The 15947-nt window shown below is 55.9% G+C and carries 14 protein-coding genes; 7 read left to right on the top strand and 7 right to left on the bottom strand.

The features are described 5' to 3' along the window. Positions 1 to 4 precede the first annotated feature (4 nt). The 5 genes from ACVBAU_RS01225 to ACVBAU_RS01205 form a co-directional block, all read right to left on the bottom strand. Positions 5 to 1672, bottom strand: coding sequence for an ABC transporter permease (locus ACVBAU_RS01225; RefSeq protein ID WP_335744651.1), 1668 nt, complete (start codon positions 1670 to 1672; stop codon positions 5 to 7). A 102-nt stretch (positions 1673 to 1774) separates the two neighbouring features. Beyond that, entirely contained in the window at positions 1775 to 2890 is a 1116-nt protein-coding gene (locus ACVBAU_RS01220) for an extracellular solute-binding protein (protein ID WP_138924756.1), read from the bottom strand. Positions 2891 to 3001: 111 nt separating this feature from the next. Beyond that, positions 3002 to 4102 (bottom strand): ABC transporter ATP-binding protein, encoded by a 1101-nt coding sequence (locus ACVBAU_RS01215; protein WP_448327424.1) that lies wholly within the window; start codon positions 4100 to 4102, stop codon positions 3002 to 3004. A 361-nt stretch (positions 4103 to 4463) separates the two neighbouring features. Then, positions 4464 to 5894, bottom strand: a complete 1431-nt coding sequence (locus tag ACVBAU_RS01210) for an aspartate aminotransferase family protein (protein WP_335744649.1) — start codon at positions 5892 to 5894, stop codon at positions 4464 to 4466. Between the two features lie 118 nt (positions 5895 to 6012). Continuing rightward, positions 6013 to 6693, bottom strand: a complete 681-nt coding sequence (locus ACVBAU_RS01205; RefSeq protein WP_448327422.1) for a GntR family transcriptional regulator — start codon at positions 6691 to 6693, stop codon at positions 6013 to 6015. 146 nt (positions 6694 to 6839) lie between these two features. On the opposite strand from ACVBAU_RS01205, the gene ACVBAU_RS01200 reads away from it, so the two are divergent. The 6 genes from ACVBAU_RS01200 (at position 6840) to ACVBAU_RS01175 (ending at position 13560) form a co-directional block, all read left to right on the top strand. After that, the gene (locus ACVBAU_RS01200; protein ID WP_335744765.1) at positions 6840 to 7925 is read left to right on the top strand and encodes a polyamine ABC transporter substrate-binding protein; all 1086 of its coding nucleotides are present in this window, start codon (positions 6840 to 6842) and stop codon (positions 7923 to 7925) included. 90 nt (positions 7926 to 8015) lie between these two features. Further along, positions 8016 to 9143 carry an ABC transporter ATP-binding protein gene (locus ACVBAU_RS01195; protein ID WP_138924760.1) on the top strand — a complete coding sequence of 376 codons (1128 nt, stop codon included), beginning with the start codon at positions 8016 to 8018 and terminating at the stop codon, positions 9141 to 9143. Then, positions 9140 to 10021 (top strand): ABC transporter permease subunit, encoded by an 882-nt coding sequence (locus tag ACVBAU_RS01190; RefSeq protein WP_138925222.1) that lies wholly within the window; start codon positions 9140 to 9142, stop codon positions 10019 to 10021. Before ACVBAU_RS01195 ends, ACVBAU_RS01190 begins: the two co-directional genes overlap by 4 nt. Continuing rightward, positions 10018 to 10839: an ABC transporter permease gene (locus ACVBAU_RS01185; RefSeq protein ID WP_138924761.1), complete on the top strand. Its 822-nt coding sequence runs from the start codon at positions 10018 to 10020 to the stop codon at positions 10837 to 10839. Before ACVBAU_RS01190 ends, ACVBAU_RS01185 begins: the two co-directional genes overlap by 4 nt. A gap of 12 nt (positions 10840 to 10851) precedes the next feature. Then, positions 10852 to 12180, top strand: coding sequence for an NAD(P)/FAD-dependent oxidoreductase (locus tag ACVBAU_RS01180; protein ID WP_448327419.1), 1329 nt, complete (start codon positions 10852 to 10854; stop codon positions 12178 to 12180). Positions 12181 to 12240: 60 nt separating this feature from the next. Continuing rightward, positions 12241 to 13560, top strand: a complete 1320-nt coding sequence (locus tag ACVBAU_RS01175; protein ID WP_448327417.1) for a UDP-glucose dehydrogenase family protein — start codon at positions 12241 to 12243, stop codon at positions 13558 to 13560. Between the two features lie 46 nt (positions 13561 to 13606). On the opposite strand, the gene trhO is transcribed toward ACVBAU_RS01175, so the two are convergent. Next, a complete protein-coding gene (trhO, locus tag ACVBAU_RS01170; protein WP_335744646.1) occupies positions 13607 to 14506 on the bottom strand; it encodes an oxygen-dependent tRNA uridine(34) hydroxylase TrhO in 900 nt (299 codons plus the stop codon). 102 nt (positions 14507 to 14608) lie between these two features. Between trhO and pncA the strand changes: the two genes are divergently transcribed. Continuing rightward, positions 14609 to 15205 (top strand): bifunctional nicotinamidase/pyrazinamidase, encoded by a 597-nt coding sequence (gene pncA, locus ACVBAU_RS01165; RefSeq protein ID WP_448327415.1) that lies wholly within the window; start codon positions 14609 to 14611, stop codon positions 15203 to 15205. Here the strand turns inward: pncA and ACVBAU_RS01160 are convergent. Then, positions 15192 to 15851 carry a MarC family protein gene (locus ACVBAU_RS01160; RefSeq protein ID WP_093732062.1) on the bottom strand — a complete coding sequence of 220 codons (660 nt, stop codon included), beginning with the start codon at positions 15849 to 15851 and terminating at the stop codon, positions 15192 to 15194. The genes pncA and ACVBAU_RS01160 overlap by 14 nt on opposite strands. Positions 15852 to 15947 lie beyond the last annotated feature (96 nt).

Raw genomic sequence — 15947 nt, 5'->3', positions numbered from 1 at the left:
TGGTTCAGCCTCCCAATTTTACGTTATCGATGCCGACGATCTTGTCGTAGGCCCAGTAAAGCCCGAGCACCACCGCCAGCAGGATCGCCCCGAGTGCGGCCGCGAGGCCCCAGTTCAGCGAGCTGGAGATGTGGTAGGCAATCCGGTTCGAGATGAATGTCCCCGTGGTGCCTCCAACGATTTCGGGCGTGATGTAATAGCCGATCGACAGGATGAACACGAGGATCGACCCCGCGCCGATGCCGGGCACCGATTGCGGGAAATACACGCGCCAGAAGGCGGTCCAGTTGGTCGCCCCCAGCGATTTAGCCGCGCGCAGATAGCTAGGTGGTACCGTTTGCATCACGGAATAGAGCGGCAGGATCATGAACGGCAGCAGGATATGCGTCATCGCGATGATCGTACCGGTCTGGTTGTTGATCAACGCCAGACGGCTGTCGTCGGCTACGATGCCCAGCCAGACCAGCGTATCGTTAATGACACCTTGCTGTTGCAGCATCACTTTCCATGCCGAGGTGCGCACCAGAAGCGATGTCCAGAACGGCAGCAGCACGAGGATCATCAGCAGGTTGGCAGTGCGGGCGGGCAGGTTGGCGAGGATCCAAGCCACCGGATAGCCCAGCAAGATACAGCTGACCGTAATGCAGATCGACATAAATAGCGTGCGCAAGAACAGCTTGCCATAGATGCGCTCGTTTTCAGGACGGAATTCAGGGCCGTCCGAAGACTTCTGCATATCGACAGCGTTCAGGAAATACCCGTTGGTGAGTGCCGGGCTGTAGGCGCGGATCGTGCCCCAAATGGGTGTTTTACCCCAGTCTTTGTCAATCTTGCTGAAAGCTGCTTTATAATCGACAGTCTCAAAGGCAGGGGCAGCGGCGGCAGCTTCGATCAGTTCAGCAGAGGCAGGACCGGTGTAGCTTGCGATCTGCGCCGCGGTCGGGCCGTTCAGATCGTCATAGAACGCGGAATAGATAAGCGCCCAAGGGTCTTCTTTGTACAGGTTTTCCTCGTCGTCGTTTTGAACGAAGTCGGCGAAAATCTCGTAGTATTCGGCGGTCTCTGGCAGCAGTTCTGCCATGCCTTCGCGCATCTTGAATGCGGGCTGCACATCGCCGGTGGATTCCTTCCAGTCGGAAATTTCTGCCAGCCAAGCATCTGAGCCAAGCAGGGCGTTCCAATTTTCGCCCTTTTTCCAGAAATCATTCAGGTCTTCGAATTGGTCCTGAAACACTTCGCCGATGTCATCGACGCCACGGCCCGACTTGCGAAACAGGGACGATGCACCCGTCAATTCGTAGTTGAGCCGCGAGCCCAAGCGAGTGTGCAGCTTGCGTTCTTGCGCGATAAACAGGTCTTCGTAGAGTGCTTTGTAAACGGGGGCACCGGGCGTTTCGCCGCTTTCACTGTCCCATTCCGCAAGTGTTTGTGTGGTGCGGGGCAGCGTGTTTTGCACGATCTGGTTCTCGACAGAGCGGAACAGCATATCGGCAATCGGTGCGATAAAGGTGACTAGGATAAAGATCAGTAGGGGGGCGATCAGCAGAAGCGCGCTGAGCTTTTGACGACGCAGTGCCCGGTTCAGGCTGCGCTTTAGCGGCGTGCCGTCGGCCGCAAGCACGGGGCCGGTCTGTTCAGATGTGTCGTTCGTCGCGTCGGCTGTGTCGCTCATATCGGCCCCATGGGGTTAGGTCGCGGAAAATTCGGAAAATGGCATAACGGATACCGGAGGGTGGAGGAGGCCAGCGTGGCCTCCTCCGAACGGGCTAAGCGCTTATTGCGCCAACCATGCTTGGAATTTCGCGTCGATGTCGTCGCGGTAGTCAGCCCAGAACTCGTAGTTGTACAGGAACGTGTTCGTTGCGTTGGCCGGATCAGTTGGCATGTGAGGTGCCATGTCGATGCCCAGTTCTGCGTGCTTGCCAACCATAGGAGCGGAGGACAAACGGGCAGGGCCGTAGCTGATGTACTGCGATTGATCCGCCAGACGCTGTGTGTCTGTCGCGAATTTCACAAAGTCTTTGACGCGGGCCAGACGGTCGTCAGGCAGGCCTGCGGGGATGATCCAACCGTCAAGGTCGAACACCTGAGCGTCCCAAAGCATTGCAACGGGCTGGTCCTGCTCTTCGATGACGCTGAACAGACGGCCGTTGTAGGTCGATCCCATGACGACTTCGCCATCGGCCAGCAGCTGTGGCGTATCGGCACCGGCGGACCACCAGATTACGTCGTCCTTGATGGTGTCGAGCTTGGCCAGAGCCTTCTCTTGACCTTCGGGGGTTGCCAGAACGTCATATACTTCGTCTTTGGCAACGCCGTCACAGAGCAGCGCCCATTCCATGTTGTTGATAGGACGCTTTTCCAGTGCGCGCTTGCCTGGGTAGGCTTCGGTGTCGAAAACGTCGCAGATTTTGGTCGGGGGCGTGTCGCCAACCATATCGGTGCGGTAGCCGAATGTGGTCGAATAAACGATCTGCGGGATAAAGCAGTCGCTGACCAGCAGGTCGCCAAAGTCGTCTTCGGCAGATGTCCCGTCGGGGGCTGCGGCCAGCATTTCCTCGGCGTCGATTTCCATCGCCAGACCTTCGTCACACAGGCGGATGGCGTCAGCGGCAACCACGTCGACCAGATCCCAGGTCACGTTGCCGGCTTCGTTCATCGCGCGCAGCTTGGCCACGGCTTCGTTCGAGCTTTCGTCCCAAACGGCAGAAATTTCAGGATGCATTTCCAGATAGGGCTGCAGATATGCTTTGTCCTGGCTGGCTTGGTATGCGCCACCCCAGGAAACAAGCGTCATCTCTTTGGCCATGTCCGCATGCGCATCGGCGAATGCCAATGTGCCAGCGCCAATGATCGCGGAGGATGCGAGTAGCGTTGTCGTAAACTTCATTCGTAAGTCTCCCATTATATGCCCGTTAGGGTCTTGAGGATGTGATATCGGGCTTAACCACACCCTCGTACGACGCCGTCGATCGTTGGACGGCCGACCGCGACCTGACGCTTACGCGTCGAGGGCGCGGCAATCCTCTGCCAGCCAACCGATTTCGATCTGCTGGCCTGGCTTCAAACGAACCTGATCGGGTGCGTTTCGTGTCTTGATGATAAAGTTGTCGGTCCCGGCAACCCGCAGACGGGTGCGGAAGATGTCGCCCATATAGACGAACTCAAGCACTTCGGCTTTCAGGGTGTGTGCCCCTTCCTGCATCCGTTCCTTGTTGAATTCAACGCGCTCAGGGCGGATCGAGACGCGGGTGCGTTCGCCGGCGCGTGTGACGTTGATCGGCTTTGCCTCGATCAGGCCGCCGCCGTCCAGTTGCACAAGGCAGGTGCCGCCTTTGATCTCTTTCACGACCCCTTCGAGGGTGTTATTCTCGCCGATGAACTGCGCGACAAAGCTGTTTTCGGGCTCTTCGTACAGCAGATCCGGTGGGGCCAGCTGTTGGATGCGCCCATTTTCGAACACGGCTACGCGGTCGGACATTGTCAGCGCTTCGGTCTGGTCGTGGGTCACGTAAACCACGGTAATGCCCAGTTCATGCGCCAGATGCGTGATTTCAAACTGCAAGGTTTCGCGCAGCTGTTTGTCCAGGGCCCCCAGCGGTTCGTCCATCAACACGAGTTCGGGTTCGAATACCAAGGCGCGCGCCAGGGCGACACGTTGCTGCTGACCGCCCGAAAGCTGTGCCGGACGGCGGCCGCCGAAATCACCCATCTGAACACGGTCCAGCGCGATCTTTACTTGCGCTTCACGTTCGGACTTACCGATTTTGCGGACCTCAAGCGGAAAGGCGAGGTTTTCGGCAACGGTCATATGCGGGAAAAGCGCGTAGTTCTGGAACACCATGCCAATGCCGCGTTTGTGCGGCGGGATGTTATTGATCGATTTGCCATCCAGCCGGATGTCGCCGTGCGTGGCCGTTTCGAAACCCGCGAGCATCATCAGGCAGGTGGTCTTGCCGGACCCCGATGGCCCGAGCATCGTCAGAAACTCGCCTTTCGGCATCGACAGGTTAAGATCTTTTACGACAAGATTTTCGCCGTCATAGCTTTTCTGCACGCGTTCAAATTCTACAAACGCATTTGTTGCTGAAGTATCTGCCAAAGCTGGCTCCCCGTTTATTGTGACGTTCAAGCGCCCTTGTTGACAGAAAGTTAAAGCGGGGTGGTTTCTAGTTTGCAACCAATTAACGACAGTTTTGGGCAGAAAGCGTCAATTGCAGGAAGATTAGCGGTTATTTGACGAGAAACAGTTCGTTTGCCTGCGGAATTACTGAGCAGCTTGCTTGAAATGAGGGGAATTCGTTAATAAATGCTGCAGGTTTAGCAGCCTTTTGCACCCTCGGAGCGGGTGGTTCTGCAGCCAATTCAGGCGGTGCAGATGTCGCAAACGGACAAGTTTATGCAGCCCTAGTTACATCGGGTCGGGGCGACAATTGCCGCCCCGACCCGATGTAAGTCGCGGCTTAGCCAAGCGGCGATTCAGCGTCATGTGCGTGGTCTTCTGCAGCCTTCAACAGGTTGCCTTCCTTGACCGCGGCATAGGTTTCATCCAGCGCTTTGGTAGCGCGTGACATGAAGATCTTAATCTCTTCGGGAGTGATGACCAGCGGCGGAGAGATGATCATCCGGTCGCCGACATGGCGCATCACCAGGTTATTCGCAAAGCAGCGTTCCCGGCACATAAAACCGACGGTGCCGGCATCGCCTGCGAACTTTGATCGGGTTTCCTTGCGCGGGGACAGTGGCAGCGACGCCATTAGGCCGGCAACGTTTACCGTACCCACCAAAGGGTGCTCTGCCAGTTTGGCCAGACCTTCTTGAAGCGCGGGCGCTGCGACGTTGTTCACGTGATCCAGAATCTTTTCGTCCTGCATGATCCGCAGGTTTTCCAGCGCCACGGCAGAGCAGACAGGGTGGCCTGAATAGGTATAACCATGGTTAAACTCACCCGATCCGATGGTTTGCGCGATCTCGTCACAGACAATGGACCCGCCAATCGGCTGGTAGCCAGAGCTAAGGCCCTTGGCGATCGTCATGATATGCGGCTTGATCCCCATGGTTTGAGACCCGAACCAGTTGCCGGTGCGGCCAAAGCCACAAATAACCTCATCCGCGATGATCAATACGTTGTATTTGTCACAAATCCGCTGGATTTCAGGCCAGTATGTGCTTGGCGGAATAATGACGCCGCCGGCACCTTGAATAGGCTCGCCGATAAAGGCGGCGACCTTGTCGGCCCCTAGTTCGAGGATTTTGGCTTCAAGCTCTTGGGCACGCGCTAGCCCGAATGCCTCGGGTGTAAGGTCCCCGCCCTCGACCCACCAGTCCGGCTGGTTGATGTGGTGAATGCCGGGGATAGGCATGCCGCCCTGTGCGTGCATATAGCTCATGCCGCCAAGCGAACCGGATCCAATCGACGACCCGTGATAGGCATTCTTACGGCTGATAATGTGGGATTTCTCGGGCTTTCCCTTCATGTCCCAATAGGTGCGGACCATGCGAATGTTTGTATCGTTCGCTTCGGACCCTGATCCGGCAAAAAACACATGGTTCAGATCGCCAGGGGCCAGTGCCGCGATCTCTTTGGCCAGCGCAATGGCGGGCACGTGGGAGGTCATGAAGAATGTGTTATAGTAGTTCAGCTCGAGCATCTGACGCGCTGCGACATCGGCCATTTCCTGACGGCCATACCCGATGTTGACGCACCAAAGACCGGCCATCCCATCAAGGATCTCGTTCCCGTCGCTGTCGGTGAGGTAAACGCCTTTGGCCCGCGTGATGATCCGCGCGCCTTTCTCGGCAAGCTCGTCATTCGTGGTAAACGGGTGCATGTGGTGCGCGGCGTCAAGCGCTTGCAGCTCGGCGGTGGGCATGTGGTTGGTGATGTGGGTCATAAGAGGCGCCTCTGGGAATGGGAGTAGATTAGCCTCAGGATATGATCAAATTGTGCGGAGTCAATCGAATCACTCTGCAGCGGTGCTGATAAGTGGGGATTAGCCGGTCAGCTTTTAATCAAAGTGACGCCTGAATCTGCAACATGCCCTGCAAAACATCTTCGGTCATTGCCAGCCCCGCCCTTTCTGCATCGCCCTCGCTAAAGGCTGCAAGCAGATCAGCATGCTTATCGGGCAGGTTCGAGGTGCCGAACCGACCGCACACCACACGCAGGGATGGGCCAAACATAAGCCACAAGCGATCGACCGTTGCGGCTAGAATAGGGGCGTTGGCGCAGGTGTTGATAATAGTGTGAAAGCGGTAGTTCTGGGTCAGATAGTCGCCGATATCCCCGCGGTTGATGGCGCTGTTCAGCAGGTCGTCGACACGGATAAGGTCGTTTAAAACGGTCTCCGACATGCGGGCGGCGGCGCGCTTCGCCAGTTCTGGCTCAAGCTTTTTCCTCATGAACTCAAGCTCTTGTATCCCTTCGAGGTCCAGTACTGGAACAGACACGCGCCGGTTGCCCTGATGCACCAATGCGCCCTCGGCGATCAATCGACGCAGGGCTTCGCGTATCGGGGTCATGCCGGCATCCAGGGTTTCCGCGAGCCCCTGGATCGTCACGGCCTGACCGGGGGCGAAATCGCCGAACAAGATCAGCTTGCGTACACGTTCATAGACGTGCTGATGGGCCGGCACTTTGGCTGGGCTGTCCGTGGGCTGTTGTGGCGCGAGGTCTGCGGGGTCTACGTTCATTAAATTCGCCTAAATTGTACTCGATCGTATTTTAAACCCCGGCCCGCATCTGCGTAAAATTATAAATGATCTTGCCGCATGGTGCAAAACTTGATCAAATTGATGAAAGGTCCGGATCAACCGAGCCTACACAACGGGAGATGACAATGAAATACAGCTTGCTTAGCGGAATTGCAGCAACGGCATTGATCGCCACCAGCGCAATGGGTGAAGAGGTGCGGGTCTATAACTGGTCCGACTACATCGACGAAACCTTGTTGCAAAAATTTGAAAAAGAAACCGGCATAGACCTGATCTATGATGTCTTTGACAGCAACGAAGTGCTTGAAACCAAAATGCTCGCCGGCGGCTCCGGCTATGATGTGGTTGTTCCCACAGGCACGTTCCTAGAGCGTCAAATATCTGCCGGTGTTTTCCAAAAACTCGACAAAGACAAGCTGCCTAACATTGTTAATATGTGGGACGTAATCGAGGAACGTGTTTCAAAGTACGATCCCGATAACCAGTACGCTGTGAATTACATGTGGGGCACGACGGGTCTGGGTGTGAACGTCGGCAAGGTTAAAGAGGTATTGGGTGAGGATGCGCCCGTCGATTCACTCGACCTCGTTTTTAATCCCGAAAACATGGAAAAGCTGGCTGAATGTGGCGTGCATTTCTTGGATGCACCGACAGAAATGATCCCGGCCGCGCTTAAGTATGTTGGCGAAGCACCTCAATCACAAGACCCTGACGTGATCGCCAAGGCAGAGCCGATTTTGACAGCGGTTGCACCCTATGTGCAAAAATTCCATAGTTCAGAATATATCAACGCACTGGCAAACGGGGACATTTGCGTCGCCTTTGGTTGGTCAGGCGACATCCTGCAATCACGTGATCGTGCAGCCGAAGCGGACAATGGTGTGGAAATTGCCTATTACGCGCCGAAGGAAGGCGCGTTGATGTGGTTCGACAACATGGCGATTCCGGCTGACGCGCCTAACCCGGATGGGGCGCATAAGTTCTTGAATTTCATTATGGACCCCGAGAACATGGCCGCAGCATCAAACTATGTTTATTATGCGAACGGCAACAAGGCGAGCCAAGAGTTCCTGGCCGAAGAAGTCCTTGGGGACACGGCGATCTATCCTGACGGGGCCACCTTGGAAAACCTGTATACCATTTCTTCATATCCGCCCAAACTGCAGCGTGTCATCACGCGTATGTGGACCAAAATTAAATCTGGTATCTAAAATCTGTTTCAGGTCAGAGCCCTAGGGTTTTGACCTGATCCATCCCCCTTTCGCCAAAGGGGTAAATCGCTGTGCAAAGGATAGACCAAAGTGAGCCAACCCGTTTTCGCCCCATGGGATGACCCGAACGAAAAGCCGCTTATCCGATTTGATAATGTGACCAAACGTTTTGGTGATTTTGTCGCGATCGATAGCCTTTCGCTTAGTATTTACGAAAGCGAGTTTTTTGCGCTTCTTGGTCCATCCGGCTGTGGTAAAACGACGATGATGCGTATGCTTGCAGGGTTCGAAAACCCAAGCGCAGGGAAAATTGAACTAGCGGGCAAAAATATTGCCGGCGTCCCACCGAACAAGCGGGCAGTGAACATGATGTTTCAATCCTACGCCCTGTTCCCCCACCTATCGATCTGGGAAAATATCGCCTTCGGTTTGAAACGCGGCGATATGACCAAAGCGGATATCGCCGTGCGCGTTGAAGAGATGCTCAAACTGACGCGCCTCACCAAATTTGCCAAACGCAAGCCCCACCAGATATCTGGTGGGCAGCGGCAACGTGTTGCGCTCGCGCGTGCTCTCGCCAAAGCGCCGAAGCTATTATTGTTAGATGAACCGCTTGGCGCGTTGGACAAGAAGTTGCGTCAGGATACCCAGTTTGAACTGATGGATATTCAGGAAAGTACGGGCACCACTTTCGTTATCGTTACCCACGACCAAGAAGAAGCAATGACTGTTGCCAGCCGCGTGGCGGTTATGGATGAAGGGCAGATCATCCAGGTGGCAACGCCGGACAGGATATATGAAGCACCTAATTCCGTTTATGTCGCCGACTTTATCGGCGATGTGAACATCATTTCCGGCACTGTGAAGGCCGCTGGTGACGAAATGTACCATCTTGATTGGGTGGCCAACGAGGCCCCGTTGCTTGCAGCATCAGATCGCACTTTCAGTGAAAGCCAGCCAGCCCATCTCGCAATCAGGCCGGAGAAGATCGCCATTTCGGTCGATAAGCCGACAGAAACGAAAAACGCTGTTCAGGGCACCGTTCTTGATATCGCATATCTCGGCAACCTCAGCACCTACCATGTTCAACTTGCCGGAGGGCAAGTGATCAAGGCCCAAACGGCGAATACGCGACGGTTGTCACGCCGCACAATTACGTGGGAAGATCGCGTCTGGATTTCCTGGAGCGCCACCGCCGGCGTCCTGTTAGAACGATGAATATACGCCGCTTCATCCTTATTGCAGTGCCTTATGCGTGGCTACTCGCGCTGTTTTTGATCCCCTTCATTATTGTTTTTAAAATTTCGCTTTCTGATTTGGCTTTGTCCATTCCTCCTTATTCTCCGACTGCTAAGGACGGAATCTGGGCGATGTTTCGGGCATTTGACGTAGAAAACTTTGTTTTTCTAGCTTCAGACGATCTGTACTGGAGGGCTTACCTGAGCAGTTTGAAGATTGCGTTAATATCTACAGTTTTAGCGGTCTTAGTCGGCTATCCAATGGCCTACGGCATGGCGCGCGCGCCCGAGGAATGGCGTCCAACCTTGATGATGCTGGTGATTTTGCCGTTTTGGACAAGCTTTCTAATCCGCGTCTACGCGTGGGTTGGTATTCTGAGCAACGAGGGGCTGCTGAACCAATTTCTTCTTTGGCTGGGTATCATTGATGCGCCTTTGACGATCATGAACACGACCACCGCTGTTTATATAGGAATTGTTTACACATATCTGCCATTTATGATTCTACCGATCTATGCCGCGCTGGATCGGCTAGACGAATCCCTGATCGAGGCCGCCGAAGATTTGGGGTGTTCACGGCTAAAGGCGTTTTGGCTGGTTACTATTCCGTTGTCGCGCAACGGGATTATCGCAGGGTGCTTCCTTGTATTTATCCCCGCGCTGGGCGAATTTGTGATCCCGTCTTTGCTAGGGGGATCGGGGACGCTTATGATTGGTAAGGTCCTTTTCGAGGAGTTCTTTAATAACCGCGATTGGCCCGTGGCAAGTGCGGTTGCAGTGATCCTGCTTGTGATCCTGATTGTTCCCATTGTCTTGTTTCAGCGCAATCAGCAACGTCAGGCCGAGGTGGAGTCATGAGACGCGCGAGCTGGTTCAATATTACGTCGCTCACCTTGGGGTTTGCGTTTCTTTATCTCCCGATGGTCTTGCTGGTCATCTACAGTTTCAACAGCTCAAAACTTGTCACCGTATGGGCGGGTTTTTCGACAAAATGGTATGGAGAGTTGCTGCAGAACGATGCGTTCCTGAATGCTGCATTGGTAACGCTTAAGGTTGCGGTTGTGTCTTCGACGCTAGCGACCGTGTTGGGGACGATGGCGGCCTATATCCTGGTGCGGGGGGGGCGGTTTGCAGGGCGCACGCTGTTCTCGGGTATGATTTACGCGCCGCTTGTCATGCCAGAGGTGATTACTGGGCTATCCTTGCTTCTGCTCTTTATCGGGATCGGATTGGACCGGGGAACGCTGACGATTGTGCTGGCACATACGACCTTTTCGATGTGCTATGTGTCTGTTGTCGTATCCTCGCGGCTGGTGACGTTCGACCGGTCGCTGGAGGAAGCTGCGCTTGATCTTGGGTGTTCGTCCTTTGATGCCTTCCGATTAGTGACCCTGCCAATCATTGCGCCGGCGGTTATTTCAGGGTGGCTGCTGGCCTTCACCCTGTCACTGGATGATCTTGTTATCGCTTCGTTTACCACGGGCCCGTCCTCGACAACTCTACCGATCAAGATCTGGAGCGCTGTGCGTCTTGGAGTTTCGCCCGAGATCAACGCGCTTTCGACCATTATGATCGGTATCGTGACCTTCGGGGTTATTGCGGCCTCTTTGATTTCTAAACGCAAAGCGATCAAAGCCCAACGAGATGTTCGGGCGGCTGAGCGGGCAGTGGCGTGAAATGATGACCCCATGAAACGAATATTTAACGGTTTCGCCTACACAGATGAGCCTAGGAAGAACTGTTGGTGGGATCAAACCTGCGATATTGTGGATCGCCCAGCCTTGAACGGTGACGTTTCGTGCGATGTTGCAGTTGTAGGTGGTGGGTTTACGGGCCTTTCTGCGGCGCTGCGCTTGGCAGAGGCGGGGTATTCGGTCGTCGTGCTGGAACATAGATACGTCGGCTGGGGGGCATCGGGTCGCAACGGTGGCTTTTGCTGTCTCGGTGGGGGGCGGCTTGATGATGCGGCGCTCGACAAGCTTGCGGGGCGGGAAGATCGGCTGAACTTTCGCGCAGCGGAGCTTGCGGCAATTAATTTCGTCGACGACCTGATCAGCCGCCATAATATCGACGTGGACCGCCACTCTGATGGCGAGATCGAATTGGCCCACCGGCCCAAAGATATGGATGGTTTCGGCGCGCGTGTCGACGCGGTGCGCGAAAACTACGGGCTGTCCGCGCGGCTGATTGAGAGGAAGGATTTTGCCTCGAACGGCCTGTCCGGCCCGTTTCATGGGGCATTGCATATCCCGGCCGGCTTTGCGCTAAATCCGCGGAAATACGTGACCGGACTTGCTGCCACGGCGGAGAAGGCTGGCGCGGTGATCTATCATGACACCGCGGCGATCAAGATACGGCAGACGACCAAGGGGCATGAAATCCAGACGCCGCAAGGTCGACTGACAGCGGAAAAAGTCATTATCGCGACGAATGGCTATTCATCTGAAAATGTGGTGCCAAGTCTAACGGCGCAATATATGCCCGCGCAATCGACTGTCCTTGTGACACGCCCCCTGAGCGAGACTGAGCTGGAAGAGGCGGGGTGGACGACAGATTTTATGGCTTCGGATACGCGCAATTTGCTACATTATTTCCGACTCATGCCGGATCGTAGGATGTTGTTCGGGATGCGGGGCGGCCTATTGACTGGCAAAAGCGCCGAGGGGCGCGCTGTCGGACGGGTGCGGCGTGATTTCGAAAAGTTTTTTCCCGCCTGGAAACATGTGGAAACGCCCCATCATTGGTCCGGCATGGTATGCCTTTCGCGCGCCCAAATGCCCTTTGTCGGGAAGCTGCCCGACCCCGGAGGCTTGTATGCAAGTCTTTGTTATCATGGGAATGGTGTGGCCATGGGGAGCTATTCTGGCGGATTGATTGCGGATCTGGTTATGGACAAACCCATCGACCGGCCCTACCCACAGATCATGCAAAACCCGTTGCGAAAGTTCGAACTGGGGCGGATGCGCAGAATGCTGATGCCATTGGCCTATCTTGGTTTTGCGCTTTCAGACTACTAGATGTGGGTGCACCGGCTGGCGTGGCTTGCTGACTGTCTAATAGATTTAGGATAGATTTTTATGAAGATTGCGATGATTGGCACCGGCTATGTCGGCTTGGTTTCGGGTGTTTGTTTTTCTGATTTCGGTCACGACGTGATTTGCGTCGATAAAGATCCGGCCAAGATTGAAAAGCTGGAACAGGGCATCGTCCCAATCTATGAGCCCGGCCTTGATGATCTGATGGCCAAGAATGTCGCTGCAGGGCGATTGTCTTTCACCGGCGACCTGAAAAAAGCTGTGGATGGCGCGGATGCCGTGTTTATCGCCGTCGGCACACCGACGCGGCGCGGGGACGGTCATGCCGATCTGACCTATGTCATGGCGGCCGCTGAAGAAATCGCAGCCGAGCTTACCGGTTACGCCGTGATCGTCACCAAATCGACCGTCCCTGTGGGCACCAACCGCCAGGTCAAGCAGGTCGTGTCCAAGGCCAACCCGAAGGCAGAGTTCGATGTCGCGTCCAACCCCGAATTCTTGCGCGAAGGGGCCGCGATCGATGATTTCATGCGTCCCGACCGCGTGGTTGTGGGGACGCAGAATGAACGCGCCGAGCAAGTGATGAAGGATATCTACCGCCCGCTGTCACTACGCGAATTTTCGATCATGTCTACCGATCTGGAAAGCGCCGAGATGATCAAATATGCTGCCAATGCATTTCTGGCGACCAAGATTACCTTTATTAACGAAATCGCCGCGCTCTGTGAGCGTACCGGCGCGGACGTGAAGATGGTGTCAAAAGGCATGGGGCTCGACAACCGGATCGGGTCCAAGTTCCTGCATGCGGGGCCTGGCTATGGTGGCAGCTGCTTCCCGAAAGACACGCAGGCTTTGGCGCGGATGGGGCAGGATCATTCCGTCCCCATGCAGCTGACAGAGACCGTGATCAAGGTAAATGACGAGGTCAAACGCCGGATGATCGACAAGGTCGTCGATATTTGTGGCGGCTCGGTGAACGGCAAGACGATCGCTGTTTTGGGGGTGACGTTCAAACCGAACACGGACGATATGCGGGATTCCCCGAGCTTGACCATCGTGCCATCGTTGGTCGGCAATGGTGCCAAGGTGCGTGTGGTTGATCCGCAGGGTAAACGCGAGGGCGAAGCTTTGTTGCCGGGCGTGTCTTGGATGGATGACGCCTATAAGGCCGCGCAAAACGCCGATGCATTGGTTATTCTGACCGAATGGAACGAGTTTCGCGCACTGGACCTTACGCGTATGGCCAAACGGATGGCGACGCCGGTATTGGCGGACTTGCGCAATATCTACAGTCCCAAAGACGCGAAGCGCGCCGGGTTTAAGGCCTATGTTTCCATCGGGCGCGAAGGGTTCGGCGTTTAACCCAACATCACAGGCCCGCGCTTGGAAAAGAGCGGGCCGCGCGTGATCAGCTGCGGTGGGTTTCGCCGCGTGACTTAGCGAGGGTCATCTGGCGTTGGCGTTCACGGAACCGCGCCTTATCGGCGTCAGAGGTTTGATCGACGCAGTGCGGACAACTGACGCCTGCCTCGTACCCCGCTTTGGTTGTGTCCTCGGGCAGGATCGGGCGGCGGCAGCCGTGGCACAGCATATGCGGGCCTTCTTTCAGCCCGTGGCCAACGCTGACGCGGTTATCAAAAACAAAGCAATCGCCCTGCCAGCTGCTTTGCTCTTGCGGGACTTCTTCAAGGTATTTGAGGATCCCGCCCTTGAGGTGGAACACGTCCTCGACACCCTGACCGATCAGGTAGTTGGTTGATTTCTCGCAACGGATGCCGCCGGTGCAGAACATCGCGATTTTCTTATTGTGAAACCGGTCTTTGTTCGCCTCCCACCAGGCGGGGAATTCGCCAAAGCTTTGGGTTTCGGGGTCGATGGCCCCGTTGAACGTTCCGATCGCGACCTCATAGTCGTTGCGTGTATCGATCACCGCAACATCGTCCCGCCCGATCAGATCGTTCCACTCGGCGGGGTCGACATAGTGCCCGACCTTGGCAAGCGGATCGACGTCGGGTTGCCCCATCGTCACGATTTCGCGTTTCAGCCGGACTTTCATCTTACCGAAAGGGGGCTCGGTGGCGGTGCTTTCCTTCCACTCCAGATCGGCGCAACCGGGTAGGGCACGGATATGCGCAATCACCGCGTCGATGCCCGCACGTGAGCCGGCAATCGTGCCATTGATGCCTTCGGCGGCGACAAGCAACGTGCCTTTGACCTCATGCCGTGCACAAAGGGCAATCAGCGGCGGGCGCAGGGCATCAGGCGCGTCAAAGCGGCTGAAGTGATAAAGGGCGGCAATGGTATACATGCGCGCTGAGATACGCCCATGTGCCGGTTCAGGCAAGGGGGTGCCGTGCCACCTGCACCGTGCTATGTCCGTTAGCGCAAGTTGGCCCATGAGGAACCTGATATGACCCACGCCGTGATCGTGATTGATGTGCAAAATGATTTCTGCCCTGTCGGGGCGCTTGCTGTGTCGGATGGCGACGCGATCATAGACGGTATCAACGCGCTGATGCAGCAGGCGGATGCCGTGGTTTTGACGCAGGACTGGCATCCGGCGGGGCATTCCTCATTCGCGTCGTCGCACGTGGGGCAGGCCCCGTTTGACGTGACGCAGATGCCCTACGGCCCGCAGGTGCTTTGGCCCGACCACTGTATTCAGGGCAGCGCTGGTGCTGCGTTTCACCCCAAGCTGGATCAAACCCGTGCGAATATGATCATTCGCAAAGGGTACAACCCCGCTATCGACAGCTATTCCGCCTTCTTTGAGAATGACCAAAAGACCCCCACCGGATTAGAGGGATACCTGCGCACACGCGGCATTACCCAGTTGACGATGGTGGGTTTGGCGCTTGATTTCTGCGTGCAGTTTTCGGCTGTGGACGCGGCCAAACTAGGCTTTGACGTCGAGGTCCGGCTGGATTTGTGCCGTGCCATTGATCTGGACGGATCGCTGGCTGCCGCGCAGGATGCGATGATGGCGGCGGGGGTTACTCTGCGCTAAGAGGGGCATCCTCGACGGGGGCGATGTTCAGGATGTCCAGCGCATCCAGCCCGCCAAGCGTAGCATCGACAGCGACGGTCGCCAGAATGATCCCCATGACGCGGCTGATCACGCTGGCACCTGTCGTCCCCATCAGATGGCCAATACGACCGGCCAGCAACAGCAATACAAGGGTGAACAGCAACACCACCAGCAGCAATCCGGCTGTCACCAGCTGGTCGGATATCTGGTTGGTGTGATTGTCCGTCAGAATGACGATCGCCAGCATTGCACCCGGTGATGCGATAGAGGGCATGGCCAGCGGAAATACGGCGCCCGCCAGATGATCCCGCTCTGCGGCTTCGATTTCCTGCGTGGGTTTCGGGTCTCCGAAAATCATGCTCAGCGCGAACAGGAAAAGGATAATCCCACCCGCGACTTGAAACGACCCCAGCCGCAGTCCAAGGTTCTCCAGCAGATATTGCCCGCCCACGAGGAACCCAAGCAAGACCAGACCGGCCACCAGCACGGCCCGCAGGGCAAAGCTTTTGTGCAGGCGTTGCGGGACGTTTGCTGTTGCGAAAAGAAAGACCGGAAGGCTGCCAATAGGGTCGATCACGACAAACAGTGTGATCAACTCTCGCAAGAGATTGGGCCATTCCAGCATCTAGCAGCGCTCCTTTCGGGGGTTAAGTCGGTGGATTACCACAGGTTTTGCACTGTGTCAGCGGCAATTCCCTTGCCCGTCCAAGATGGATGGGCC

The sequence above is a fragment of the Sulfitobacter sp. M13 genome (assembly GCF_053474885.1).
Note: the sequence above shows the minus strand (reverse complement) of the source record. Positions and strands in the feature narration are given on the sequence as shown.

What these genes read in the sequence shown, in the direction of transcription:
- ACVBAU_RS01190 (WP_138925222.1), top strand. Translation starts at nt 9,140, where the DNA reads ATGAATATACGCCGCTTCATCCTTATTGCAGTGCCTTATGCGTGGCTA.
- ACVBAU_RS01180 (WP_448327419.1), top strand. Translation starts at nt 10,852, where the DNA reads ATGAAACGAATATTTAACGGTTTCGCCTACACAGATGAGCCTAGGAAG.
- ACVBAU_RS01225 (WP_335744651.1), bottom strand. Translation starts at nt 1,672, where the DNA reads ATGAGCGACACAGCCGACGCGACGAACGACACATCTGAACAGACCGGC.
- pncA (WP_448327415.1), top strand. Translation starts at nt 14,609, where the DNA reads ATGACCCACGCCGTGATCGTGATTGATGTGCAAAATGATTTCTGCCCT.
- trhO (WP_335744646.1), bottom strand. Translation starts at nt 14,506, where the DNA reads ATGTATACCATTGCCGCCCTTTATCACTTCAGCCGCTTTGACGCGCCT.
- ACVBAU_RS01160 (WP_093732062.1), bottom strand. Translation starts at nt 15,851, where the DNA reads ATGCTGGAATGGCCCAATCTCTTGCGAGAGTTGATCACACTGTTTGTC.
- ACVBAU_RS01205 (WP_448327422.1), bottom strand. Translation starts at nt 6,693, where the DNA reads ATGAACGTAGACCCCGCAGACCTCGCGCCACAACAGCCCACGGACAGC.
- ACVBAU_RS01220 (WP_138924756.1), bottom strand. Translation starts at nt 2,890, where the DNA reads ATGAAGTTTACGACAACGCTACTCGCATCCTCCGCGATCATTGGCGCT.
- ACVBAU_RS01200 (WP_335744765.1), top strand. Translation starts at nt 6,840, where the DNA reads ATGAAATACAGCTTGCTTAGCGGAATTGCAGCAACGGCATTGATCGCC.
- ACVBAU_RS01185 (WP_138924761.1), top strand. Translation starts at nt 10,018, where the DNA reads ATGAGACGCGCGAGCTGGTTCAATATTACGTCGCTCACCTTGGGGTTT.
- ACVBAU_RS01210 (WP_335744649.1), bottom strand. Translation starts at nt 5,894, where the DNA reads ATGACCCACATCACCAACCACATGCCCACCGCCGAGCTGCAAGCGCTT.
- ACVBAU_RS01175 (WP_448327417.1), top strand. Translation starts at nt 12,241, where the DNA reads ATGAAGATTGCGATGATTGGCACCGGCTATGTCGGCTTGGTTTCGGGT.